The sequence below is a fragment of the Winslowiella toletana genome (assembly GCF_017875465.1).
Taxonomy (GTDB): domain Bacteria; phylum Pseudomonadota; class Gammaproteobacteria; order Enterobacterales; family Enterobacteriaceae; genus Erwinia; species Erwinia toletana.
Map to the genome: position 1 here is coordinate 1,183,756 of NZ_JAGGMQ010000001.1, position 26,377 is coordinate 1,210,132.

At 53.2% G+C, this 26,377-nt stretch carries 22 protein-coding genes; 5 read left to right on the top strand and 17 right to left on the bottom strand.

From position 1 onward, the window contains the following. Nucleotides 1-10 precede the first annotated feature (10 nt). Nucleotides 11-1,264 carry a serine hydroxymethyltransferase gene (gene glyA / locus J2125_RS05540; protein ID WP_017803163.1) on the bottom strand — a complete coding sequence of 418 codons (1,254 nt, stop codon included), beginning with the start codon at nt 1,262-1,264 and terminating at the stop codon, nt 11-13. Nucleotides 1,265-1,608: 344 nt separating this feature from the next. Here glyA and hmpA point away from each other — a divergent pair, with 344 nt between their 5' ends. After that, the gene (hmpA, locus tag J2125_RS05545) at nt 1,609-2,793 is read left to right on the top strand and encodes an NO-inducible flavohemoprotein (RefSeq protein ID WP_017803162.1); all 1,185 of its coding nucleotides are present in this window, start codon (nt 1,609-1,611) and stop codon (nt 2,791-2,793) included. Between the two features lie 90 nt (nt 2,794-2,883). Here hmpA and glnB read toward each other — a convergent pair whose 3' ends face one another. The 5 genes from glnB to purL form a co-directional block, all read right to left on the bottom strand. Next, the gene (gene glnB, locus J2125_RS05550; protein WP_017803161.1) at nt 2,884-3,222 is read right to left on the bottom strand and encodes a nitrogen regulatory protein P-II; all 339 of its coding nucleotides are present in this window, start codon (nt 3,220-3,222) and stop codon (nt 2,884-2,886) included. Nucleotides 3,223-3,356: 134 nt separating this feature from the next. Then, nucleotides 3,357-4,694, bottom strand: a complete 1,338-nt coding sequence (glrR, locus tag J2125_RS05555; RefSeq protein WP_017803160.1) for a two-component system response regulator GlrR — start codon at nt 4,692-4,694, stop codon at nt 3,357-3,359. Continuing rightward, entirely contained in the window at nt 4,691-5,404 is a 714-nt protein-coding gene (gene qseG / locus J2125_RS05560) for a two-component system QseEF-associated lipoprotein QseG (protein WP_017803159.1), read from the bottom strand. Before qseG ends, glrR begins: the two co-directional genes overlap by 4 nt. Nucleotides 5,405-5,468: 64 nt before the next feature. Next, nucleotides 5,469-6,848 carry a sensor histidine kinase gene (locus tag J2125_RS05565; RefSeq protein ID WP_244987215.1) on the bottom strand — a complete coding sequence of 460 codons (1,380 nt, stop codon included), beginning with the start codon at nt 6,846-6,848 and terminating at the stop codon, nt 5,469-5,471. A gap of 1,549 nt (nt 6,849-8,397) precedes the next feature. Then, nucleotides 8,398-12,288, bottom strand: a complete 3,891-nt coding sequence (gene purL / locus J2125_RS05570; protein WP_017803155.1) for a phosphoribosylformylglycinamidine synthase — start codon at nt 12,286-12,288, stop codon at nt 8,398-8,400. A gap of 268 nt (nt 12,289-12,556) precedes the next feature. Here purL and mltF point away from each other — a divergent pair, with 268 nt between their 5' ends. Then, nucleotides 12,557-14,014 (top strand): membrane-bound lytic murein transglycosylase MltF, encoded by a 1,458-nt coding sequence (mltF, locus tag J2125_RS05575; RefSeq protein ID WP_017803154.1) that lies wholly within the window; start codon nt 12,557-12,559, stop codon nt 14,012-14,014. A gap of 24 nt (nt 14,015-14,038) precedes the next feature. Here mltF and tadA read toward each other — a convergent pair whose 3' ends face one another. Continuing rightward, entirely contained in the window at nt 14,039-14,560 is a 522-nt protein-coding gene (tadA, locus tag J2125_RS05580) for a tRNA adenosine(34) deaminase TadA (protein WP_051050859.1), read from the bottom strand. Between the two features lie 69 nt (nt 14,561-14,629). Beyond that, nucleotides 14,630-15,268 (bottom strand): phosphatidylglycerophosphatase C, encoded by a 639-nt coding sequence (gene yfhb / locus J2125_RS05585; RefSeq protein ID WP_017803152.1) that lies wholly within the window; start codon nt 15,266-15,268, stop codon nt 14,630-14,632. Between the two features lie 264 nt (nt 15,269-15,532). Between yfhb and J2125_RS05590 the strand changes: the two genes are divergently transcribed. Beyond that, a complete protein-coding gene (locus J2125_RS05590; protein ID WP_017803151.1) occupies nt 15,533-16,372 on the top strand; it encodes a MurR/RpiR family transcriptional regulator in 840 nt (279 codons plus the stop codon). 518 nt (nt 16,373-16,890) lie between these two features. Further along, a complete protein-coding gene (locus J2125_RS05595; protein WP_017803150.1) occupies nt 16,891-17,697 on the top strand; it encodes a DUF4225 domain-containing protein in 807 nt (268 codons plus the stop codon). Here the strand turns inward: J2125_RS05595 and J2125_RS05600 are convergent. Both J2125_RS05600 and J2125_RS05605 read right to left on the bottom strand, forming a co-directional pair. Beyond that, a complete protein-coding gene (locus J2125_RS05600) occupies nt 17,694-18,008 on the bottom strand; it encodes a hypothetical protein (RefSeq protein WP_017803149.1) in 315 nt (104 codons plus the stop codon). The genes J2125_RS05595 and J2125_RS05600 overlap by 4 nt on opposite strands. Nucleotides 18,009-18,177: 169 nt before the next feature. Beyond that, nucleotides 18,178-18,492 (bottom strand): hypothetical protein, encoded by a 315-nt coding sequence (locus J2125_RS05605; RefSeq protein ID WP_017803148.1) that lies wholly within the window; start codon nt 18,490-18,492, stop codon nt 18,178-18,180. A gap of 1,033 nt (nt 18,493-19,525) precedes the next feature. Here J2125_RS05605 and J2125_RS05610 point away from each other — a divergent pair. Continuing rightward, nucleotides 19,526-19,777 carry a YfhL family 4Fe-4S dicluster ferredoxin gene (locus tag J2125_RS05610; protein WP_017803147.1) on the top strand — a complete coding sequence of 84 codons (252 nt, stop codon included), beginning with the start codon at nt 19,526-19,528 and terminating at the stop codon, nt 19,775-19,777. 49 nt (nt 19,778-19,826) lie between these two features. Here the strand turns inward: J2125_RS05610 and acpS are convergent, their stop codons facing one another. The 7 genes from acpS to lepA all read right to left on the bottom strand — a co-directional run bounded on the left by acpS (nt 19,827) and on the right by lepA (nt 26,338). After that, the gene (acpS, locus tag J2125_RS05615; protein WP_017803146.1) at nt 19,827-20,207 is read right to left on the bottom strand and encodes a holo-ACP synthase; all 381 of its coding nucleotides are present in this window, start codon (nt 20,205-20,207) and stop codon (nt 19,827-19,829) included. Next, the gene (gene pdxJ / locus J2125_RS05620; RefSeq protein ID WP_017803145.1) at nt 20,207-20,938 is read right to left on the bottom strand and encodes a pyridoxine 5'-phosphate synthase; all 732 of its coding nucleotides are present in this window, start codon (nt 20,936-20,938) and stop codon (nt 20,207-20,209) included. Before pdxJ ends, acpS begins: the two co-directional genes overlap by 1 nt. Nucleotides 20,939-21,013: 75 nt before the next feature. Beyond that, nucleotides 21,014-21,751 (bottom strand): DNA repair protein RecO, encoded by a 738-nt coding sequence (recO, locus tag J2125_RS05625; protein ID WP_017803144.1) that lies wholly within the window; start codon nt 21,749-21,751, stop codon nt 21,014-21,016. 7 nt (nt 21,752-21,758) lie between these two features. Beyond that, nucleotides 21,759-22,664 (bottom strand): GTPase Era, encoded by a 906-nt coding sequence (gene era / locus J2125_RS05630; protein WP_017803143.1) that lies wholly within the window; start codon nt 22,662-22,664, stop codon nt 21,759-21,761. A 56-nt stretch (nt 22,665-22,720) separates the two neighbouring features. Beyond that, on the bottom strand, nt 22,721-23,401 hold the full coding sequence (rnc, locus tag J2125_RS05635) for a ribonuclease III (protein WP_017803142.1): 681 nt from the start codon (nt 23,399-23,401) through the stop codon (nt 22,721-22,723). A gap of 150 nt (nt 23,402-23,551) precedes the next feature. Further along, nucleotides 23,552-24,526 (bottom strand): signal peptidase I, encoded by a 975-nt coding sequence (gene lepB, locus J2125_RS05640; protein WP_017803141.1) that lies wholly within the window; start codon nt 24,524-24,526, stop codon nt 23,552-23,554. 12 nt (nt 24,527-24,538) lie between these two features. Next, a complete protein-coding gene (gene lepA / locus J2125_RS05645) occupies nt 24,539-26,338 on the bottom strand; it encodes a translation elongation factor 4 (protein ID WP_017803140.1) in 1,800 nt (599 codons plus the stop codon). Between the last annotated feature and the right edge of the window lie 39 nt (nt 26,339-26,377).

A 26,377-nucleotide genomic window follows, 5' to 3' on the forward strand; every position in this document is an offset into this window, starting at 1 on the left:
ACCGACAAACTTAAGCGTATACCGGGAAGCGTGCGCAGATTTCCAGCACTTGCTGTTTCACACGTTCGATATTGCCTTCGTCGTTGATATTGTCGAGGATATCAACAATCCAGCCAGCCAGCTGACGCACTTCAGCTTCTTTAAAGCCGCGACGGGTCACTGCCGGTGAGCCGATACGGATACCGGAAGTCACAAACGGGCTCTTTGGATCGTTTGGCACGCTGTTTTTATTTACCGTGATATTGGCGCGACCCAGCGCGGCGTCAGCTTCTTTGCCGGTCAGGTTTTTATCCACCAGATCCAGCAGGAACAGATGGTTGTGCGTACCGCCAGAAACCACTTTGTAGCCGCGATCAAGGAACACTTCAACCATCGCTTTCGCGTTCTTCGCCACCTGCTGCTGATAAACCTTGAACTCAGGTTCCATCGCTTCTTTCAGCGCCACCGCTTTACCGGCAATCACATGCATCAGCGGGCCGCCCTGGCCACCTGGGAACACAGCAGAGTTCAGTTTCTTATACAGATCTTCATCGCCGCCTTTTGCCAGAATCAGGCCGCCGCGTGGACCAGCCAGCGTTTTGTGCGTGGTAGTGGTAACGATATGCGCATGAGGAACCGGGTTAGGGTAAACGTCAGCCGCGATCAGGCCGGCAACGTGCGCCATATCGACAAACAGATAAGCACCGATGCTGTCAGCGATTTCACGCATTTTTGCCCAGTCGCAGATACCGGAGTAAGCAGAGAAACCACCGATAATCATTTTCGGTTTATGTTTCTGCGCCTGTGCAGCCAGGTCGTTATAATCAATCTGACCGGTTTCGTCGATGCCGTAAGGCACCACGTTATACAGTTTACCGGACAAATTGACCGGGGAGCCGTGAGTCAGGTGACCACCGTGCGCCAGGTTCATACCGAGAATGGTATCGCCCGGTTGCAGCAGCGCGGTGTAAACCGCAAAGTTGGCCTGTGAACCTGAGTGAGGTTGCACGTTAGCGTAATCGGCGCCAAACAGCTCTTTTGCACGGTCGATAGCCAGTTGCTCAACGATATCAACATATTCGCAGCCGCCGTAATAGCGTTTGCCCGGATACCCTTCAGCGTATTTGTTAGTCAGCTGTGAACCTTGCGCCTGCATAACGCGCGGGCTGGTGTAGTTTTCGGAAGCAATCAGCTCAATGTGCTCTTCCTGACGCACTTTCTCTTGCTCCATCGCCTGCCACAACTCGGCATCATAATCGGCAATGTTCATATCACGCTTTAACATCCGGATCTCCTGACTCAGCTAACTTTATAAAAACGGCAGTGAATGGCCCTGTAGGGCGAAGGCCAACAGTTTAAACTGTTTTACCGGCTGATGGATAGCGGCAAAGCCAGCTTTTTACGCAAACGATTGGCTCCGCAGCTGGCAAGGGTTTCTTACAGTTTTTGCAAGTTTTTCCTTCAGGATAGTTCTTCATCTGCAGATGCATTTTTTTCACGATCGTTACCTCTGTCGCAAGCGACTGAAAAACCCTTTTTAACTCGCGGTTATTTACAACCTTTAGCGCTTCGCTATAAGATGCATTTAAAATACATCTTTTAAAAATCGTGTTCGAAAGGAGCTACACCATGCTTGATAGCCAGACCATCGCTACCATTAAATCGACCATTCCCGCTATCGCCGCTACCGGCCCGGCGCTTACCGCCCACTTTTACGACCGTATGCTGGCGCATAATCCTGAGCTGAAAGATGTGTTCAATATGAACAATCAGCGTAATGGCGATCAGCGTGAGGCGCTGTTTAATGCCATCTGCGCTTATGCATCTAACATTGAAAACCTGGCGGCGATTTTGCCAGCGGTGGAACGTATCGCGCAAAAGCACACCAGCCTGAATATCCAGCCGCATCAGTATCAGATTGTGGGTCAGCATCTGCTGGCGACCATCGATGAGCTGCTGAGCCCGGGCGATGAGGTGCTGGAGGCCTGGGGCAAAGCTTATGGCGTACTGGCGAATGTGTTTATTCAGCGCGAAGAGGCGATCTATCAGCAGGCAGAGCAACAGCGCGGTGGCTGGCGTGGTACCCGCGCCTTTCGCATCAGCGCAATCCGCGCCGAAAGCAGCTTAATTAAGAGCTTTGAATTCAGCCCGCTGGATGGTCAGCCGGTGGCGGATTATCTGGCCGGGCAATATCTGGGCGTTACGCTGAATGATGCCAGCTTTGAGAATCAGGAAATTCGTCAGTACTCGCTGACGCGGGCGCCAAATGGTCGCAGCTACCGTATAGCGGTAAAACGTGAAGCCCAGGGTACGGTGTCTGGCTGGCTGCATCAGCAGGCTAAAGTCGGTGATCAACTGCTGCTGGCCGCTCCGGCCGGTGATTTCTATATTGATATCAGCGCGAATACGCCAGTAACGCTGATTTCAGCCGGGATTGGTCAGACGCCAATGCTGGCGATGTTGTATAGCCTGGTGAGTCAACGTCACGCCGCACAGGTTAACTGGTTACACGCTGCGCAAAATGGTGAGGTGCATGCCTTCAGCGAGGAAGTTGATGCGCTGGGTGCGCAACTGGCGGCGTTCAGCAGTCATATCTGGTATCAGCAGCCCGCCGCGCAGGACGCAGGCCGTTATCAGAGTGCCGGATTGATGGATATGGCTTCAGCAGGCGCGCAGCTGGGCAGCGCGGAGATGCAGTATTACCTGTGTGGACCGCTGGGTTTTATGCAGTTCGCGGTAAAACAGCTGATGGATGCAGGCGTAGCGGCGGATCATATTCATTACGAAGTATTTGGTCCGCATAAGGTGGTGTAACACCTGATGGGCGGCAAAAACGCCGCCCCTGGATCATTCCTGCGTAGGGGCGGCGTTCTCGCCGTCCGCGGAGATGATTTTACCCGAAGGTTAAATCGCCTCTTCGTCCTCTTCGCCGGTACGGATACGTACCACGCGCGCAACATCAAACACAAAGATTTTGCCGTCGCCAATTTTACCGGTTTGCGCCGTGCGCATAATGGTTTCAACGCAGGTATCGACGATATCGTCGGCGACCACAATTTCAATTTTCACTTTTGGCAGAAAATCGACCATATATTCCGCACCGCGATACAGTTCGGTATGGCCTTTCTGACGACCAAAGCCCTTCACTTCTGTTACCGTCATCCCGGTAATGCCAACTTCGGCCAGTGCCTCACGCACGTCATCGAGTTTGAACGGTTTAATAATCGCATCAATCTTTTTCATGGCAGACCCTTTTTTCTCCCTCCGTGGCCGGACGGGTTACATTCAGTATATGTGCTGCGGACAGATACCGTATGCGGCCTGTCTCTGTTCGCTGGCTAAACTAACATAACTCAGCAGCGAAGCGGCATTAAAAACTACTCTTTAAAATCGGCGGCATCCAGCTCGTGGCGCGACAGCAGCTTATAGAACTCGGTGCGATTACGTCCGGCAAGACGTGCCGCGTTGGTGACATTGCCTTTGGTCATTTGCAATAGTTTACGCAAATAGTTGAGCTCAAACTGGTTGCGCGCCTCAACAAAGGTCGGCAATGCGGTGTTTTCACCCTCCAGCGCCTGCTCGACCAGCGCTTCGCTAATAACCGGCGAGGAGGTCAGCGCCACGCACTGCTCAATCACGTTGACCAGCTGTCGCACGTTGCCGGGCCAGCTGGCCGCCAGTAAACGCTTCATGGCGTCAGTGGAAAAACTGCGCACCTGCGGTTTATGGCGATCGGCAGTCTGACGCAACAGATGATTCGCCAGCAGTGGAATATCTTCCGCCCGTTCATGCAGCGCCGGAATACGCAGATTCACCACGTTCAGGCGATAAAACAGATCTTCACGAAACTCTTTTTTCTCCATCGCTTTCGGCAAATCGCGATGCGTGGCGGAGATAATCCGCACATTGATATCCAGATCGCGGTTACTGCCCAGCGGACGCACTTTACGCTCCTGCAACACCCGCAGCAATTTCACCTGCAACGCCTGTGGCATATCGCCAATTTCATCTAAAAACAGCGTGCCGCCTTCCGCAGCCTGAAACAGTCCTTCGCGCGCGCTGACTGCGCCGGTGAAGGCGCCTTTGGCATGACCAAACAGCTCTGACTCCAGTAGCTGCTCCGGCAGCGCGCCGCAGTTGATCGCAATAAACCCTTTGCCCGCGCGCGGACTGGCGGCATGGATCGCCTGCGCCAGCACTTCTTTGCCGGTGCCACTCTGACCATTAATCAGCACGCTCACATCCGACTGCGCCACCATTCGCGCCTGCTCCAGCAGCCGCAGCATCAGCGGGCTGCGGGTAACGATAGAGTCACTCCATGCTTCGTCGGTGACTGGTGCGCTGTGCGCCAGCGCTTCATCAATCGCTTTATACAGCGCATCGCGATCGACTGGCTTGGTAAGAAAGCTGAACACGCCCTGCTGCGTTGCCGATACCGCTTCCGGAATCGAGCCATGCGCGGTCAGGATAATTACCGGCATCCCGGGGTGCAGCTTCTGAATCTCACTGAACAGCGCCAGGCCGTCCATCTCATCCATACGCAGGTCGCTGATCACCAGCGCCACTTTCTCACGGGCTAACTGACGCAGCGCCTCCGGGCCACTGGCGGCGGTGGTCACCTGAAAACCTTCACTGCTCAGGCGCATGCCGAGCAGCTTCAACAGACTGGGATCATCATCCACCAGCAGTAATCGGGCTGACTTGCGTTGTATCATGGGTTGCCGCTCTCCGTGGCGTTTTGTGCGTTATCCGGGACAGACGGCACATAGGTATCATCCGCCTCAACCGCAGGTGCGGCGTCACGCTTGTCCGCGCTATGGGTATTATCAGAAACATCAGCCGATTTACGCGATGATAACTGGCGCTCAATATCGGTCAGCGATTCCAGTTTACGCCGGGTATCGGCCAGCTCCCGCATCAGTTTGCGCTGATTATGCCGCAGCTCATCCAGCTGGTTGTCAGAGGTTTCCTGCAGTTGCGCGTAACGACCGCGATCTGCCGACAGTTGCAGTTGCGCCGCCTGGTTATCACGCCATAACTGTAACAACGGGCGAATTGACGGCGGATAATCGACGCTGAAACTGTCCAGCCGCTCCACATACTGACGCCGCTCAACCGGTGTCACATTACCGTTATTCAGCAGTACGCCCTGTTTGAAGGTATTTTGCCAGTTTCCGGCTGGCCATTGCCGCGCTTCGGCACGGGCTTCAGCGGGTGACAGGCGCGTACCGCAATCCATCGCCCGCATCCAGTAGAGGGGGTTTTTCATGCTCTCCTCGTCTTCAATCTGCCAGACACGCTCACAGCTAACCGACAGGTAATCGACGATTTTGATCTCCGGCTCCAGAACCACGTTTTTTTTACTGTTATGTTGTGTCTGGTACGACGGCTGCGCGCATGCTGTCATTAACAGCGGGAGAAACATGGCGGCGATCCTGCCAAAAGGACGCAAAGCGACGGCAGAAAAAAGTTTGAATTTCATTGGATTACTATTTCCCGGCGTTTAAATTCAATTCGATACGGAAGCAGACATCTGCATCATCGTCTGCTGCCACCAGGTGAAGATCACCCTGCATTCGCCGTATACAATCTTTGGCAATACTCAGCCCCAGACCACTGCCTTTTACCGCCCCTTTGCGTTGCAGGCTGCCCTGGAAAAAAGGCTCGAAAATCATCGCCTGCTCTTCAGTCGGGATCGGAGTGCCGGTATTTGCCACATCAATAAAAATACGTTGCCCCTGTTGGTGGCTACGCAGCCAGATCTTACCGGATTCGCTGCCGTAGTGCACCGCGTTCGAATAGAGATTATCGATGACACGCATCAGCAGTGTTGGCTCGGCATAGCACTGTGTGATCTGAAGATCGATCTCGGTGTGGATCAGCTTAGCGCGTGCGGTGAGACTGTGGGAGGAAACCACGATCTCAACGATCTGATCCAGCGCCACTGCTTCCAGTTCCGTCGGACCATCCGCCAGTTTACGGTTGTAATCCAGTAGCTGCTCAATCAGCTTTTGCAGATGGCGGCTGCTCTGGTCGAGAATGCTGACCACCTCCTGCTGATCGGCAGTTAGCGGTCCGGCAACCTGATCGGCCAGTAATTCAGTGCCCTCACGCATACTGGCAAGCGGCGTTTTTAACTCATGCGAAATATGGCGTAAAAATTCGTGCCGTTGCGACTCCAGCCACGCCAGACGTTCGCTGAGCCAGATAATGCGCTGCCCGAGGGAGCGGATCTCGCGTGGGCCTTTAAACAGTACGCTGCTGCCCAGGGGACGACCTTCGCCGAGCCGGTTGATCATGCGCTCAACCCCTTTTACCGGGCCGATAATCATGCGAGTAAACAGCAGCACTAAACCAAGGCTGACAAGAAATAAAATCAGCGCCTGCCAGCCAAAGTACTGTCCGCGGTCGGCGATTTCACGTTGCAGCTGCAGACCACGGGAGAACACCACTTCGCGCGTGGCCTGCACCATCTGGCCATTCGCATTAGAAAAGCCCTCAAGATTATCCGCCGCTGCTTTTACCGGATTGCTGTTCTGGCAGTGTAGCTGGGAAAGCTGAGTCAGAAACTGACGCAGGCTACGATAATAACGAATGTCGGGCAGTACCGGCGCATGCGCATCCAGCATCTGCGAATAGCGGCTGTGCTGAGTCTGATACAGGCGCGCCAGCATCGGATCATCCAGCACACAATACTGGCGATAGCTACGCTCCAGCTCCAGCGCAGTACGTGCCATCGCTTCGCTGCGCCGAACATCGGTCAGGGTGGTACGGTTAGTATCGGCGGCGCGTTCGCTCAGCGCTGCCAGGCTCTCCCACGCCTGCCAGGCCAGTACCAGCAACGGCAGCAGCACCAGCAAAAAAGCCATCAAAACCAGTTGCCGCAGCGAACGCGGAAAGAGACGCCATTTATTCACAAAGTTGATTCCTGTGCAAAATCTGCTGTTGATGCTAGCTGAGTGTAAGGCAGGAAGAAAGCGTGGGGACGGAAAAGAAAAACGGCAGATTCAGAGAATCTGCCGTTTTTTGTTCGCTGACATAATATCAACGGAACTGAATAGGTGGTGCCTAACTCAACGTTACGTCCGAAGCTTGATAAAGTCACAAAGTGAACTGTTATCGGTCTGGTGGACGGCAGGCACCGTATTGTGCGTCATTCGAAGTTTTATGAAGCGCTTGTCCGCTTGCGCAGGGCTGTCATAACAGGGTGAATGAGCCACTGGAGAGATTATTGCAATCGGCGTGCCACATTTAAGATATTTGTTTATTTTATTGATTTTAAAGGATTATATAATTTAAGCGTATTCGCATTGCCGCAAAAATTTTACCGTCTGGTCTGGCAGAGTGTCGTCAAAAAGTAACACCATTAGGAATTTTCGCAGACAACCAATAAAATCAACCATTTATATGTCTCTGTTTAGAGACAGCACGAACACGCTTTTGTCGTAGATTTGCAACACCTTATGACAGCAGGCGAATGCGCAGTAATAAGGAAAGCAAAATAAGCCATTTTATAATGATACCGCGGTATCAACGCGCATAGTATACGGACCTGTTGAATAATCGACGTTACAAGGAAAACGGCTATGCCCGAATTACACTGCTATTCAGGAATATTACCCTTTTCGCATACTGCTGATTTAACCGAGCAGCATAGAGCCTGGACAGTCACAAATCCGTTGGGCATCCAGGTGGGGAGTAAAAAAATCAAAAAAAACGCATTAATGCCCACCTCTTATTGTTGCTGTAAGCTGGCAATGCCTTTCAGGGTTTATCTTAAACGGAAGAAGCCCGCGACTCTTCACGATCTACAGCAAAACGTTATGCAACAACCTGACCGGTGTGCCACTGTGGATAAGCCCGTCAGGCTAATGACCAGAAGTGAATTTAACGAGGCCAACAGACTATTGAGCGAGTTCAACATCGCGCCAATGCCCGAAATAGCAGGCAAAATCGTTGAAGAGCCGATTTATGACTTTCTCCCACCGCCCAGAATCGTAGCAATTATCTACGATGTCCCGCCTCCCCCCAGACCCGTCGCGGTTCAGCAAAAACAGGATCGTTAAACCTCGCCTTGATATTAGCCTTCAGGCTAATTTAGCATTTGAGTTAATTTAGCTCAAAAGCTAAATCAGGGCAGTTATCAGGGAGATTAAACATGTTTCAACTGAACTATCATCCTGAAGCTGTCGAGGAAGTGGCAGCGTTGCCGGATAGCCTAAGAGGTAAGATGGTGCGCCTGCTGGACCAGCTTGAAGCCAGAGGGAATGCGTTGCGAAAAGAATGTGACCCGTGCCAGCTGGGATACGCTGCGTCGTTATGCTGCCGCGTGTGGTATTCATCTTGCGCTAACCGCAAGAGTCTGAATGCAAAAAAGGCCGGAATAATCCGGCCTTCTCACGATTTAGCCGTCAGCGTTTAGCCCAGCTGCTTGCGCGCATTACGGAAGATACGCATCCACGGACTGTCTTCGCCCCACTCGGCTGGATGCCAGGAGTTGCTGACGGTGCGGAATACGCGCTCCGGATGCGGCATCATAATGGTCACACGACCACTTTCATTCGATACCGCCGTAATACCGTTTGGAGAACCATTCGGGTTCGCCGGATAGTCCTGGGTCACTTTGCCGAAGTTATCAACAAAACGCAGCGCCACCAGCCCCTGATGCTCCAGCTTCGCCAGATGCGCGTTATCACGCACTTCAACGAAACCTTCGCCATGGGAAACCGCAATCGGCATCCGTGAACCGACCATACCGTCCAGCAGCAGCGACGGGCTGGCGGCAACTTCGACCAGGCTAAAGCGCGCTTCAAAACGCTCCGACTGGTTACGCACAAAGCGCGGCCAGCTTTCGCTACCCGGGATCAGTTCGCGCAGATTCGACATCATCTGACAACCGTTACAGACCCCCAGCGCCAGCGTCTGTGGACGATGGAAGAAGGTTTCAAACTCATCACGCACGCGGCTGTTAAACAGAATCGATTTCGCCCAGCCTTCACCGGCGCCCAGCACGTCACCGTACGAGAAGCCACCGCAAGCCACCAGCGCCTGGAAATCTTCCAGACCCGTACGGCCAGCCAGCAGATCGCTCATATGGACGTCGACCGCATCAAAACCGGCGCGATGCCAGGCGGCAGCCATTTCGATATGGGAGTTAACGCCCTGCTCACGCAGCACCGCGACTTTAGGACGCGCACCAGTGGCGATATACGGCGCGGCAACATCTTCTTCCGGCTTAAAGCTCAGACTAACGTTGAGGCCCGGATCGGTATCATCTTTCTTCGCTTCATGCTCCTGATCGGCACAAATCGGGTTGTCACGCAGACGCTGCATCTGCCAGGTGGTTTCAGCCCACCAGGTGCGCAGTGTGGTGCGGCTTTCGCTGTACACCGCTTTGTCACCGGCGCGGACCACAAAGCGATCGCCGCTCTGGGCCTGACCGAGGTAGTGCACACACTGCGCCAGTCCGTTGTCGGCCAGCACCTGCTCCACCAGCGCACGATCCTGCGCGGCAACCTGAATCACCGCACCCAGCTCTTCGTTAAACAGTGCCGCCAGATTATCACTGCCCAGCGCGGCAATATCCACTTCCACGCCGCAGTGACCGGTAAAGGCCATCTCTGCCAGCGTGACCAGCAAACCACCGTCGGAACGGTCGTGGTACGCCAGCAGTTTCTCATCCGCCACCAGCGTCTGGATGGCGTTAAAGAAGCCCGCCAGCTGCTGTGCGTCACGTACGTCAGCCGGTTTTTCACCCAGCTGGCGATAAACCTGTGACAGCGCAGTCGCACCCAGCGCGTTCTGCCCCTGACCTAAATCGATTAACAGCAGCGCGTTATCCTGCTGCGGTTGCAGCTGCGGCGTGACGGTACGACGTACGTCTTCGACGCGGGCAAACGCAGTAATCACCAGCGACAGCGGCGATGTCATCTCGCGCTGTTCAGCGCCCTGCTGCCAGCGGGTTTTCATCGACATAGAGTCTTTACCCACCGGAATGGTGATGCCCAGCGCCGGGCAAAGCTCTTCGCCAACGGCTTTTACTGCCGCATACAGACCCGCGTCTTCGCCCGGGTGTCCGGCTGCCGCCATCCAGTTTGCCGACAGCTTAATGCGCTTCAGCGAACCAATCTGCGTCGCCGCAATGTTGGTCAGTGCTTCACCCACTGCCAGACGGCCGGAAGCGGCAAAGTCCAGCAACGCAACCGGTGCGCGCTCGCCCAATGCCATCGCTTCACCGTAATAGCTGTCGAGGCTGGCAGTCGTCACCGCACAGTTAGCCACCGGGATCTGCCACGGACCGACCATCTGATCGCGCGCCACCATCCCGGTTACGCTGCGGTCACCGATGGTCACCAGGAAGGTTTTCTCCGCCACGGCTGGCAGATGAAGTACGCGTTTCACCGCATCTTCAATGGTGATGCCATCACGCACCAGCGCCTCGCCTTTAACTTGCAGGGTGGCGACGTCACGTGTCATCTTCGGCGTTTTACCCAGCAGTACATCCAGCGGCATATCGATCGGTTTATTATCGAAATGGCTGTCAGACAGACTCAGGTGCAGCTCTTCAGTGGCTTCGCCAATTACCGCATAAGGTGCGCGTTCGCGCTGACACAGGCTGGCGAACTGCGCCAGTTTTTCTGGTGATACCGCCAGCACATAACGTTCCTGCGACTCGTTACACCAGACTTCCAGCGGACTCATGCCCGGCTCGTCGTTAAGGATATCGCGCAAATTAAACTTGCCACCGCGCTCGCCATCACTGACCAGCTCCGGCATCGCATTTGACAAGCCGCCAGCGCCGACGTCATGGATAAACAGGATCGGGTTGTCTTCGCCCAGCTCCCAGCAGCGGTCAATCACTTCCTGACAGCGACGTTCCATTTCCGGGTTGTCGCGCTGTACCGAAGCAAAATCGAGATCGGCATCAGACTGACCGGAAGCCATAGAAGAAGCTGCGCCGCCGCCAAGACCGATATTCATCGCCGGGCCACCCAGCACGATCAGTTTGGCGCCAACGGTGATTTCACCCTTCTGCACGTGGTCGGCACGGATATTACCGATACCGCCCGCCAGCATAATCGGCTTATGGTAGCCACGTAGCTCAACGCCATTGTGGCTGTTAACGCGTTCTTCATAAGTACGGAAGTAACCATTCAGCGCCGGGCGACCAAATTCGTTATTGAATGCCGCGCCGCCCAGTGGGCCTTCGGTCATAATATCCAGCGCGGTAACAATACGGTCTGGCTTGCCGAAATTCTCTTCCCATGGCTGTTCAAAGCCCGGAATACGCAGGTTGGAGACGGAGAAGCCGACCAGTCCCGCTTTTGGTTTCGCACCGCGACCGGTTGCGCCTTCATCACGAATTTCACCGCCGGAGCCGGTAGCGGCGCCTGGCCATGGCGAAATCGCCGTCGGGTGGTTATGGGTTTCCACCTTCATCAGAATATGTGCATCTTCCTGATGGAAGTCATACACACCTTTATTGGCATCAGCATAGAAACGGCCAATCTGCGAGCCTTCCATCACTGCGGCGTTGTCTTTATAAGCCGACAGCACGTAATCAGGCGTCTGTTCAAAGGTGTTTTTGATCATCTTAAACAGCGATTTAGGCTGTTGCTGACCATCAATAATCCAGTCAGCGTTGAAAATTTTATGGCGACAGTGCTCGGAGTTTGCCTGTGCAAACATATACAGCTCGATGTCGTTCGGGTTGCGCCCCAGTTTTTCAAACGCAGCCTGCAGATAATCAATTTCATCATCCGCCAGCGCCAGACCCAGCTTCTGGTTAGCCTGCACCAGCGCATTGCGCCCTTCACCCAACAGATCGACGCTCTGCAGCGGCTGCGGCTGATGGTGAGCAAACAGCTGCTCCGCCTGATCCAGCTCGGTGAAGATCGTCTCCATCATGCGGTCATGCAGCAGCCCGCCCAGTGCTGTCCACTGTGCTTCGGTCAGCTGTGGCGCCTGCAGATAGAACGCCAGTCCGCGCTCAAGACGCAGCACCTGCGGTAAATCGCAGTTATGGGCAATATCGGTAGCTTTGGAGGACCATGGCGAAATGGTGCCTGGACGTGGGGTCACCAGTAATAAACGGCCTTGCGGCGCATGCTCAGCGAGAGACGGACCGTACTTCAACAGACGCTGAAGGCGGGCCTTTTCGTCAGCGTTCAGCGGCGCGCTGACATCAGCAAAATGGACGTACTCAGCGTAAATATCACTCACCGGCAGGTGAGCGTCCTGAAATCGGGCCAGCAGTTTGTTTACACGAAATGCCGACAGAGCGGGCGAACCACGCAGAATTTCCATCATCAAAGATCTCTCGTCTTCGAAGCGCCGGGCGACGCTTCTTTGGGCGCAACAGGGAAAGCGGGCGCTATTATAGAGAATCCGCGGCCCCAACGAAACCGTTTGCGCACAATTTCTCGGATACAGGAATTGGCTTAAAATTGCGCAAAAACTGCTGAATAAGTTGCAGCGCTGCACTTTGTTGCGCAAAATGCCCCACGCTCTGGGAAATCGACCATAACTAATACTGCCGAAAGAGACAGAGGCCTGCGGGCAACCAAGAGATAACTATTTGAAACGCCTAAAAATTAATTATCTGCTGATCGGGCTGATCACCGTGCTGCTTGCGCTGGCGCTGTGGCCATCGATCCCCTGGTACGGGGGTTCGCAAGATCGAATCGCACAGATAAAATCGCGCGGCGTACTACGTATCAGCACCATTAATTCCCCGCTAACGTATTACACCATCAATAAATCACCGGCCGGTATGGACTACGAGCTGGCAAAACGTTTCGCCGGTTATCTGGGCGTTCGCCTGGAAGTGACCGTGCGTCAGAACCTCAGCGACCTGTTTGACGACCTTGACGATGACAAGGCCGATATTCTGGCCGCCGGTCTTAACTACAACAGTGAAAGACTGGCACGGTTTCGCACCGGCCCGACCTACTATTCCGTTTCCCAGCAGCTGGTCTATCGTATCGGTAAGCCGCGCCCCAAAAATCTTGGCGATCTGAAAGGTCGTCTGACAGTGGCTTCCGGCTCCGCTTATCTGTCAACGTTGCGCAACGCCAGACAGAATCAGTATCCGGATCTCGACTGGGCCATCTCAACCGATCAGGGGCCGAAAGCCCTGCTGGAAGCGGTAGCGGACGGTAAACTTGAATATACCGTCGGTGATTCGGTAACCATCGGCCTGCTGCAACGTATTCATCCGCAGCTGGCGGTGGCCTTTGATATTACCGATGAAGAGCCGGTAACCTGGTATATGCAGCGTGACGAGGATGACACCCTTGATGCGGCGATGCTCGATTTCTTCAGTCAGATGAGTGAAGAAGGCAGCATGGCGCGCCTTGAAGAGAAGTACCTCGGCCACGTCGGCACCTTTGATTACGTGGATACCCGCACCTTCCTGCGCGCCATCGACGGCATCCTGCCCGATATCAAGCCGCTGTTTGAACGCTATGCCAGCAATATTGACTGGCGTCTGCTGGCGGCGATCTCCTATCAGGAGTCGCACTGGAATCCGCAGGCGACCTCTCCTACCGGGGTGCGCGGTCTGATGATGCTGACGCGCAACACGGCTGACAGCCTGAATGTCGATGACCGGCTGGATCCGGAGCAGAGCATTCGCGGTGGCAGCGAATATTTACAGCGCATGATGGAGAAAGTGCCTGCGACCATCCCGGAGGATGAGCGCATCTGGTTTGCGCTGGCGGCGTATAATATGGGTTATGCCCATATGCTGGATGCGCGCAAGTTGACCGAGAAGCAGAAAGGCAATCCGGACAGCTGGGCTGACGTGAAAGTGCGCCTGCCGATGCTGAGCCAGAAACGCTACTACAGCCAGACCACTTACGGCTATGCGCGCGGCCATGAGGCATACTCCTATGTGGAGAATATCCGTAAGTATCAGATCAGCCTGGTGGGGTATCTGCAGGATCAGGAGAGGAAGCTGGCCCAGCAGGCGGCGATGGAAGCCGAACTGGGTAAAGGTTATCCGACGGTGGAACCGGTGATTGCGCTTAACTGAAGATAACGGTGGCGCAGGCCGCCGTTACTGATTGAGTGCTTTACGCAGCGCCTTTTTCTGTTCGCGGCGCATACGGAAAAAATCACTGAGCATGCCTGCACACTCTTGCGCCAGCACCCCTTCGCTTATCAGTACCTGATGATTCATCCCCGGATGGCCAAGCACATCCAGCAACGAACCTGCGGCGCCGGTTTTCTCATCCCGCGCGCCAAATACCACGCGTCCGATACGGCTGTGCACCATCGCGCCTGCGCACATCACGCAGGGTTCGAGAGTCACGTAGAGCGTGGTATCGATCAGCCGATAGTTTTCCAGCACCTGCCCGCCCTGACGCAGCGCCATAATTTCGGCGTGAGCAGTCGGATCATGATGACCTATCGGCCGGTTCCACCCTTCGCCGACTATCCGGTCGCCCAGCACCAGTACTGCACCCACCGGAACTTCACCCTCATCCCAGGCGCGCTGCGCAAGGTTCAAGGCGTGACGCATCCAGAATTCATCGTTGTTGTTGCTCACCTGAGTCTCCAGTGGGGAAAAGCCGGGCATTATACCTAAAATGCTGAGGAGACTAAGTGAAACCTGTTACAGAGGGCGGCAACGCATACCGCCCGGCGATCACTCCAGCTGTTGCAACTGTCCGGTCGGCGTGACGCGCCAGCGGTGCTGGCAGAAGAACAGCAGTGGGTTATCCTGTTTGCTGTCGCTGTAACCGCTATACAGCTGCAACGGCGTGCCAATCTGGTCTTCCAGTCGCGCTACTTTTTCATGGCCTAAACAGCGCATCGCCAGTACCCGGCCGCCATAACCCCGCGCCATCTGACTGGCGATCAATTTTACCTGCGGCAGAAATGGCGAATCATGGTAGACCTGCTCCACCAGCGACTGCGGCGAGCCGGTAATCAGCCAGACATCGGCATCTTCGCTGCTCAGATAGTCGGTCAGACGCTTTACCACCACCGGGAATGCGGTCACACGCGGGCGAAACCACTGTGCAAAAGCCCGCTCACGCTGCAACAAACGCTCCTCACTATGACCAAAGGTGATTGCCCACAGCAACAGGCTCATCGGCCAGCGTGCGGCACGGCCTTTAATCAGCAGCGCCAGGCCAATCACCGGCAACAGAGGCGTCACCAGCAGCAGATTAAGCGGCTGCCGCCACAGCAGATAGCGCATAAATGTGCCAAACATATCCTGCTGGTGCAGCGTGCCATCTAAATCGAAAAATACTACGCGCCTTGGTGATCCCTTAATCAAACAATACTCCTCAGGGTAATAATACCAATTAGTCGGGCAACTGCTGTCGCCACTCTCAGAGCTACCATAACAAGTGTAGACAGAAGCGGTAAACTCAACCCGTGCTTTAGCGCATCGATCGATTTTCTCACGAGTTACTCCTTTTACCTGTTTTAATCATGGATCGCGCGGCGCGGCACGGTAGACTAAGTTATTCATATTCAGGACATCAGTTCGACGCAGGCAGGGAATTTCATGCTATCGCGTTAATCAGGGGAAAAAAGAATGAGTTCACTGCTGCGTATTCGCCAGCTCTATCCGCGGCTGGCGTTAAATGAGCGCCGGCTGGCGGATTACCTGCTGTCGCAGCCGGATCGCGCTCGTCACCTCAGCTCGCAAAAGCTGGCGGAAGAGTCCGGCGTCAGTCAGTCCAGCGTGGTTAAATTCGCGCAGAAGCTGGGTTATAAAGGCTTCCCGGCATTGAAACTGGCGCTCAGTGAATCACTCTCTGATAAAGATGCGATCACCGTTCATAACCAGATTTTAAGTGATGACCCGCTGAAAGTAGTCGGCGAAAAACTGTTTGCCGAAAAACAGTCGGCGATCCGCGCGACGCTGGATATCAACAGTGAAGAGAAGCTGATGGAGACATTGCGGCTGCTGAAGTCCGCCCATCGCATTGTGCTGGTCGGTATCGGCGCCTCGGGGCTGGTGGCGAAAGACTTCTCCTGGAAGCTGATGAAAATTGGCATCAGTGCGGTGGCGGAGCAGGATATGCATGCGCTGCTGGCCAGCGTGCAGGCGATGAAAGCTGGCGACCTGCTGCTGGCGATCTCGTATAGTGGTGAGCGCCGTGAGATCAATCTTGCCGCGCAAGAGGCGCGCCTGGCCGGAGCCGATGTGCTGGCATTTACCGGTTTTACGCCTAATACCCTGCAACAGTGCGCCAGCTTCTGCCTGTATACCGTGGCCGAAGAGCAAACCACCCGTAGCGCCGCGATTTCATCCACCACCGCCCAGCTGGCGCTAACCGATCTGTTGTTTATGGCGTTGATCCAGAACGATCCGCAGCGCGCCTCCAGCCATATTCGTCATAGCGAAGCACTGGTGAAAAAGCTGGTGTAAGGGCCTGTCCCATTCAGCTGCGTTAAGCTCCCCTTATGACGGTGATCATTGGGGACATTTTCTTTTTATGTTATTGTCCGCGACATAAAAAACTGCCTGGCAGATGCCAGTTATGGTCTGCAACAGAACTCAACCTGCTGATTTATATTAAATTTAAGTATAAGAAACTGAAATGGCTTTACTGATAACCAAGCGCTGTATCAACTGCGATATGTGTGAGATTGCGTATTTATATGCTATAAATCAATAAATTATGGTTGTGCGTTACGGTTTGCGTTGCCTTTGTAAATGTTGCGTAGCTACCCTACTTGCTAAACAGTAACGCAAAACTGCCTTAATCAATTTCTGCCCTTCTATAATTTCATGGCACTTTGCTGGCCAGCAACTCTAGGATCTGCCTGAACGTTACAGTTTCCCTCCTTTATATAGCCATCGCTTAATCCCAAACGACATACCCTTGTTTTCACTACGGCCATGCGCGACACTCACATAAGAATCTATAAACAAAGGAGTGGACTATGGATATTGCGCTGCCAGGAAGTTACAGGAACAAGGCCTGGGCTGAAACGATGGTAAATCTGGAGGCCAGAAAACTGATCTCTGAAGCGAACAGAGCGGCTTCGTTTCACCTTTCCGACGGAATGACACGGATAAAATTCATCGAAGAGATTAAGGCCGTCGTCGAACAGCAGTTTGCCGCCGCACGCCGTGCGAAATCGGATGAAGAGTGCATGGCGTGCATCAAAACCCTGAAGGCAGAAACGGAGAACCTTCAGGAGCAGAGCAGGATGCTGCGGATGAAAACCGCCGAGCTTTACGCAAAAGTAGAGTTTGTGCGTGAGAATAACAAAATCGTCGGGTACGTCATATCAGCTGTGCATATTGTTATTTCGGGGATCGCCGTTGTTGGCGGGGCAATGATGATTACATCTATGACGCCGATTGGTGTACTTGCTGGCGCTATTCTGGTTGCTGATGGGGCAAACGGAATAACAAAAGAAGTGAGTTATCTGCGGCACGGTAAGCAATCTCAGTCTGAAGGGGCGGTTGCAGACACGGCAATTGAACTTGCGCAGTATATGGGCTTCAGTGCTAACGCCGGACTCGCTTTTTATAACAGTGTCACTCTGGGTGCCAGTGTGTACAGCATCTTCGGCCTGGCCAGAAAACCCGGCGCATGGCGGTTATTCCGCTGGGTACCACGAGACTACTACCGCAAGGTCAATACGATGAGCCGCCCCAAACTGACAATGAAAATTGTGGGTTATGGCATAAAGGCTAAAGTGATTTTTGACCTGCTTTCCATCGATGAACAGCCCCGTTAATTGCGGTTAGCCCTCCAGTACCGCCAGGATTTGTAAGAGAGGACTGGCGGTTGTATGAAAATTACGATGAGCATCGTAATCAGAAGTCCCACGCCTGCGGATATAATCCTGTCAACATTCCCGGATAGAACGACCCAGATAAACACGGCTAAACAGCCGAAAAATATCCATATAACAACCCGGAAGCGGTTGGCCAGATCCTGAATTGCCTCTCCAAGCGTTCCGCCGTAACTGTCAACGTTGTTTCTTATTTTTTGCAGGTCGGAATGGGTAAACCCCGCCTGTGCTAGCTTCTCATCACTGATTTTCATACGGCTCCCTCTCTGTTGAACAATAGCATACCTAATGTTTATACGGCGGGTATACCCAAACAGAGACAAAAGTGCGGCATCGCTTCATTACTTTGGCATTCTGCCCACGCGTAAGCACAGGTGCGGGGTCACTCCATCTCGACCTGCTGACCGTTAACAAGCAGCCCTGTTAATTTCGATTAGCTCTCCAGTACCGCCAGGATTTATAAGAGAGAACTGGCGGTTGTATGAAAATGACGATCAGCATCGTGATAACAAGACTAATGCCTCCAGCTATCATCCGTTCAACATCCCCGGAGAAAACAAGCCAGGCAAATACGGCTGAGCAGAAACAAGAAATCCATATAAGTATCCTGAAACGGTTAGCCAGATCCTGAATTGCCTCGCCAAAAGTGCCACCGTAGCTGTCGACGTTATTTTTTATTTTTTGCAGGTCAGAACGGGTAAACCCAGCCTGTGCCAATTTCTCATCACTGATTATCATGCGGCTCCCTCCCTAAGTAGCGATAGCATACCTAATGTTTACCGGATAGGTATGCCCAAATAGAGGCAAAAGTGCGGCATCTCTTCACTACTTTGGCACTCTGCCCACACGCAAGGCCGGGAAGCACCTCACAGCCCACCAGATAGAAAAGTGACAATCGATTAAAGGTTAATTTTTAACCAATACTAATATACCCAAAGTCAATGGCGCCTTCGGAAAAAGGTAACTTAGGTAATACACCAAAGAATATTCATATAACACATTGAATAATATAAATTATTTAGAAATATCAATTAGTAACTTTCGGGTAATCAAAGAGTAACCAGGTTACCTTTTATAACGGTAATTTCTAATATTTATAACTATCTGTTTTATATGAAAAAGACAAAAAAATTACTTTTTGATTACTGTGGATTACCTTTTAAAGGTAACAAGATTTATGCTTAATAAACAATAAATTAAACTTAAAAATCATACTCTATTACTAAGGTTACCTTTTTCCGATGCGCGATCCAAAAATGTATAGCAAAGCGCCCTCTTATCCTCCGCCTGCCGATTGTGCATACCCTGGCTGCACCAATCTGCATGACGATAAACACCGCCACCTTTTGGCTGATATGCCAGGCCTGAGGGGGCTTCCCCTTTAATGCTGCATTGCAGAAAAAACGTTACTTTTACTGAGCAGACTTTTGCAGCCGTAACACAGATTCTCATGTGTGAGCTTGTGTACGGAGGCTTACATTCCTCCCATCGTTCTGATGCTGCCTTATGACTGTGATCATTGGGGGCATTTTCTTTTTGTGTTATCGTTCGCGACATAGAAACTTCCTGTTATTTGCCGACTTAGCTACTTTGCTCACACATGGGGGGAATTGGATGAGCTTTTTCCTTATGTGTTGCTATTGTGTGTTGCGGCAGAAGGTGTTTCAACAGGAATTACACTGTATAAAAACACACTTCAGTTTCTAAAGTGCGTTTTGCAAACGGTAAATAACTAACTGATTTAAATATACTTTAAGCGTAAATAATTGAAATGGCTTTACTGATAACCAAGCGCTGTATCAACTGCGATATGTGTGAACCCGAGTGCCCTAATAACGCCATCTCGATGGGCGATGAGATCTATCAGATCGATGTGGCGTGCTGTACTGAATGCGTCGGCCATTATGATACGCCGACCTGTATGCAGGTCTGCCCAATCGATAACACCATTATTACCGACCCGCTGCATATTGAGAGTAAAGAAGCGTTGTGGGAGAAGTTTGTGGTGATGCATCACTCGTGATGCTGTGTGGCTCGGGCGGCGATCGATAACGCCGCCCCTTCGGTCTGATTTAGTTCTCAATAATTACCGTAGCGCAGGCATAATTCCGCTCATCCGCCAGCGTCACATGCACATATTTAACCCCAAGGTTTTCCGCAACGATCGCCGCATGCTGGAAGAAGCGCAGTCCTGGCTTACCCAGCTCGTCGTTATACACTTCAAACTGATTAAAGGCTAAGCCGCCGCGGATGCCGGTGCCAAAGGCCTTGGCCGCCGCCTCTTTTACCGCAAAACGCTTGGCGAGAAATCGCACCGGCTGCTGATGCGCCTGATATTGCGCCCACTCGTTGCTACTGAGCACCCGTTGCGCCAGGCGATCGCCGGAACGCGAAATCACCCCCTCAATGCGAGCAATCTCAACAATATCGGTGCCCAGACCGAGAATAGCCATTAACGACGCGCTTCCCGCATCAGCTGTTTCATCTCTTTCACCGCATCCGCCAGACCGCTCATCACCGCGCGGCCAATAATCGCATGGCCGATATTCAGTTCATGCATCTCCGGCAGCGCCGCAATTGGCAGCACATTGTGATAAGTCAGACCGTGTCCGGCATTGACCTTCAGGCCTTTAGCCGCCGCGTAGCTTGCGGCGGCGCTAATGCGCGCCAGCTCTGCATCACGCGCCGCGCCCTCTTCCGCTTCAGCATAGGCGCCGGTATGGATCTCAATATAGGGCGCCCCGGAAGCGACCGCCGCGTCAATCTGGCGCTCGTCGGCGTCGATAAACAGCGAAACCAGGATCCCGGCCTCGTTAAGGCGACTGACGGCAGAGGTGACTTTCGCCTGCTGACCGGCAACATCCAGCCCACCTTCGGTGGTAACTTCCTGACGTTTTTCCGGCACCAGGCAGCAAAAATGTGGTTTCACTTCGCAGGCGATGTCGACCATCTCATCGGTCACCGCCATTTCCAGGTTCATCCGTGTCTGAATCGTCTGACGTAAAATACGCACGTCGCGGTCAGTGATATGACGACGATCTTCACGCAGATGCACGGTGATGCCGTCTGCGCCAGCCTGCTCAGAGACAAACGCCGCCTGAACCGGATCGGGATAGTTGGTGCCACGCGCGTTACGCACGGTAGCCACGTGATCGATATTAACGCCTAACAACAACTCAGCCATGACAATCCTCAGATTTTTACGAAAGACAGGGAAGCAGTTTACAACGTTAAGCGCAACAGTCGGAACTCCCTGTCGCTATTCTGCGTCTGCAGGCGGTGCGTCTGCACGTTTTTTCGGCACAAACTGGCGGAAAAGTTCCTGGCTTTTAAGCGGCTTGCCGCCAAGATAGGGTTTTAATGCGATGCGGGTAAAACGTTTTGCCGCGCGTAAGCTGTCCGCGTCATGAAATTCTCGCTCATACAGCGCGCGCAGATGGCGGCCGGTAAAGCTGCGGTTATTAATTACCAGGCTGGCAATAAAACCTTTCTCTTCACGGTAGCTGTAGGTCATCTCATCCGCTACCTCTTCCCCGCTGCCGGCGCAGTGCAGGAAATCGACGCCATAGCCAAGATGGCCGAGCATTGCCAGTTCAAAGCGACGCAGCGCCGGTTCCGGCGAACCGCTGACGCCAGCTAAAGTCTGGATACAGTGCAGATAGTCGAAGAACAGTTCCGGGAAGGGCGTTTCGTGTTGCAGTACGCGCGAGACCAGCTCATTGACGTACAGACCACAGTAGAGGGTGATTCCGCTTAACGGCAGCGACAGCGAGACCGCTTCAGCACCGCGCAGGGTTTTGACTTCACCGCGTCCGCCCCAGCGCACCAGCAACGGCGTAAAAGGCTGCAATGCGCCTTTCAGATTGGAGCGCTTTGAGCGGGCGCCTTTAGCCAGCACCCGCACGCGTCCGTGGCTTTCGCTAAACAGATCTAACAGCAGACTGGTTTCGCTGTAAGGGCGTCCATGCAGGACAAACGCGCGTTGCCAGCCTTCCATTCAGGAGTTACAGATCGTCAGTATAGCCCAGGCTGCGCAGCGCACGTTCGTCATCCGCCCAGCCAGACTTCACTTTAACCCACAGTTCAAGGTGTACTTTCGCCTCAAACATATCTTCCATATCTTTACGCGCTTCAATACCGATGGTTTTGATTTTGGAACCCTGGTTACCGATCACCATTTTCTTCTGGCCTTCACGTTCCACCAGAATCAGACCATTGATATCATAGCCGCCACGCTCATTCGTGATAAAGCGCTCAATCTCCACGGTAACCGAATAGGGCAGCTCAGCACCAAGGAAACGCATCAGTTTCTCACGGATAATTTCCGAGGCCATAAAGCGCTGTGAACGGTCAGTAATGTAATCTTCCGGGAAATGGTGATCGGCCACCGGCAGACGCTTACGCACGATGCTGGCAATGGTATCAACATTTTTGCCGGTTTCCGCTGAGATCGGCACCATATCCATAAAGTCCATCTGCTGGCTGAGGAACTGCATATGCGGCAGCAGGATGCTTTTATCCGTGACGTTATCCACTTTATTGATCGCCAGGATCACCGGCACGCGGTTATCCTTCAGCTTATTCAGCACCATTTCATCGTCGGCGGTCCAGCGCGTGCCTTCAACCACAAAGATTACCAGCTCAACATCACCAATCGAGCTACTGGCTGCGCGGTTCATCAGGCGGTTAATGGCGCGCTTCTCTTCCATATGCAAGCCCGGGGTGTCGACGTAGATCGCCTGATACTCCCCTTCGGTATGGATACCCATAATGCGGTGACGGGTAGTTTGCGGTTTACGCGAGGTGATGGAAATCTTCTGCCCCAGTAACTGGTTCAGCAGCGTAGATTTACCAACGTTTGGGCGGCCTACAATAGCAATAAAGCCGCAATGAGTCTGTTGTTCGGTCATTCGAGTCCTGAGTTAATCAGCGCCTGTCACAGTGCTGATTGTAATGTGTTATTCACTTATTCAAGTCCAAGCTTGATCAGCGCCTGTTCGGCCGCTGCCTGTTCAGCCTTGCGACGGCTTGAACCGGTGCCCACCACCGGTTCCGCCATACCGCTTACCTGGCAGTGAATAGTAAATTCCTGGTCATGCGCTTCACCACGCACCTGCACCACCAGATAGGAGGGCAGCGGCAAGTGGCGACCCTGCAGATACTCCTGCAGACGCGTTTTTGGATCTTTCTGTTTGTCGCCCGGGCTGATGTCATCAAGGCGCGACTGATACCAGTTGAGGATCAGTTGTTCGACGGTCTGAATATTGCTATCCAGGAACACGCCGCCAATCAGCGCTTCGACGGTATCGGCCAGAATTGACTCACGGCGATAACCGCCGCTTTTTAGTTCTCCCGGCCCCAGACGCAAACACTCACCGAGATCGAACTCACGCGCCATCTCCGCCAGCGTGTTGCCGCGTACCAGCGTGGCGCGCATGCGACTCATATCACCTTCATCCACCCGCGGGAAGCGGTGGTAAAGGGCATTCGCAATCACATAACTAAGAATAGAGTCGCCAAGGAATTCGAGCCGCTCATTATGCTTGCTGCTGGCACTACGATGGGTTAATGCCTGCTGCAATAATTCCTGATGAGTAAAAGTGTAGCCCAGCTTTTGCTGCAGCCTGTTAATTACGATGGGGTTCATGCGTTACCAATTTCAAGAATGCGTCAATTATTCTGCACACGGAACAGGGCTGACTTAAAAACCAACACTAAACAGTTTCGTTTGCAGTGGCTTCCCGCAGGAAGCCAACCTTTGGATATATGATATTGCCCGCATCACTGCGGGCGACAATCAATGAATTCCACCAATACGGCTCAGACGAACGCCGGTCGGCCACTCATTTTCCTGCTTCTCAAAGCTCATCCAGATAGTGGTCGCTTTACCAACCAGATTTCTCTCCGGTACAAAGCCCCAGTAACGGCTGTCAGCACTGTTATCACGGTTGTCGCCCATCATAAAGTACTGACCTTGCGGCACCACCCATGTTGACTGCGGCTGACCTGGCTGACGATAGTACATGCCTGGCTGGCTCTGCGCTTCGGTGACCATCAGAATACGATGAGTCACATCGCCCAGCGTTTCATTACGGGTTGCCAGACGCAGGCCGCCCTTCATCGATTCGCCCTGCGGCACCTGGAAGAAACCGTTACCAGATTCATTGCCGGCAAAGCCGCTAAAGGTCTGGATAAAGTCGCTTGCCTGCACATCGGAATAGGTCACCGGCAACGCCGTGTTGCATGACTGGCCGCTTTCACAAGCCGGGTTGATCGTGACCGTTTTGCTTTCCGGATCGTAACTCACCCGATCGCCCGGTAACCCTACCACGCGTTTAATATAATCCAGACTCGGATCTTTCGGATATTTAAACACCGCAATATCGCCACGTTTCGGATGTCCGGTAGGGATCAGCGTCGTCTGAGTGATCGGATCCTTAATACCATAGGCGAATTTCTCCACCAGGATAAAGTCACCGATCAACAAAGTTGGCATCATCGAGCCGGAAGGAATCTGAAATGGCTCGTACACAAATGAACGCACGATAAATACCACCGCCAGCACCGGGAACACCGATGCGGCCGTTTCGACCCAACCCGGCTGTTTAGCCACTTTTGCCAGTGTTTTCTCATCGACGGCATTGCCGGTCTGCGCGCGCACTTCGGCCAGTTTCGCACGGCGTGCGGGCGCCAGTTTGAACTTATCAAGACACCAGACGATGCCGGTCACCACTGTCGCGATAAACAGGATCAGGGCGAAGGTATTAGCCATTAAACGATTTCCTTATTTGCTGTCTTTGCCAACATGCAGAATGGCAAGGAACGCTTCCTGCGGCAGCTCAACGTTACCGACCTGCTTCATACGTTTCTTACCATCTTTCTGTTTCTGCAACAGTTTTTTCTTACGGCTGACGTCACCGCCATAACACTTGGCCAGAACGTTTTTACGCAGCTGCTTGACGGTTGAACGGGCAATAATATGGTTGCCAATTGCCGCCTGAATCGCGATATCGAACTGCTGACGTGGAATCAGATCTTTCATCTTTTCCACCAGATCGCGACCACGATACTGCGAGTTATCACGGTGAGTGATCAGCGCCAGCGCATCAACACGCTCGGCGTTAATCAGAACATCAACACGTACCATGTCAGAGGTCTGAAAACGTTTAAAGTTATAATCCAGCGACGCATAACCGCGTGAAGTTGACTTCAGACGGTCGAAGAAGTCGAGAACCACTTCAGCCATCGGAATTTCATAAGTCAGCGCCACCTGGTTGCCGTGGTAAACCATATTGGTCTGCACGCCACGCTTTTCGATACACAGTGTAATCACGTTGCCGAGATACTCCTGCGGCAACAGCATATGACATTCTGCAATCGGTTCACGCAGCTCAGCGATACTGTTCAGCGCTGGCAGCTTAGCCGGGCTATCAACATAGACCGTCTCACCCGCAGTGGTTTCCACTTCATAGACTACCGTCGGCGCGGTAGTAATCAGGTCAAGATCGTACTCACGCTCCAGACGCTCCTGAATGATCTCCATATGCAGTAAACCAAGGAAACCACAGCGGAAGCCGAAGCCAAGCGCGGTGGAGCTTTCTGGTTCATAGAACAGGGAAGCATCGTTCAGGCTCAGTTTGCCCAGCGCATCGCGGAAGGCTTCATAATCGTCAGAGCTGATCGGGAACAGGCCGGCGTAAACCTGCGGCTTCACTTTTTTGAAGCCCGGCAGCGCTTTATCGGCTGAATTGCGCGCTAAGGTCAGCGTATCGCCGACTGGCGCACCGAGAATGTCTTTAATCGCGCAGACCAGCCAGCCAACTTCGCCGCAGTTCAGCACATCGCGATCAACACGTTTCGGCGTGAAAATACCCAGACGCTCGGCGTTATACACCTGGCCAGTACTCATCACTTTGATTTTGTCGCCTTTACGCATGGTGCCGTTTTTAATACGCACCAGCGAAACCACGCCAAGATAGTTGTCAAACCAGGAGTCGATAATCAGTGCCTGCAACGGCGCGTCCGGATCACCTTCTGGCGGCGGAATATCACGCACCAGGCGCTCCAGCACCTCAGGCACGCCAACCCCGGTCTTCGCTGAACAGCGCACTGCATCGGTAGCGTCAATGCCAACGATATCTTCGATCTCCTGCGCCGCGCGATCGGGATCGGCTGCTGGCAGGTCAATCTTATTCAGTACCGGCACCACTTCCAGATCCATTTCCATGGCGGTATAGCAGTTCGCCAGGGTTTGTGCTTCCACACCCTGCCCTGCATCGACCACCAACAGCGCACCTTCACAGGCAGCCAGCGAGCGTGAAACTTCATAAGAGAAGTCAACGTGGCCCGGGGTGTCGATAAAATTGAGCTGGTAAGTTTCACCGTTTAGCGCTTTGTAATCGAGCGTCACGCTCTGCGCTTTGATTGTAATGCCACGCTCACGTTCTAAATCCATGGAATCCAGAACCTGCGCAGCCATTTCGCGTTCGCTTAAGCCACCGCAGATCTGAATCAGACGGTCAGAGAGCGTTGATTTACCGTGGTCAATGTGTGCGATGATGGAGAAATTTCGTATGTGCTTCATTATAGAGATTTTTCTGCCTTACAAATTCTGAAACTCTCA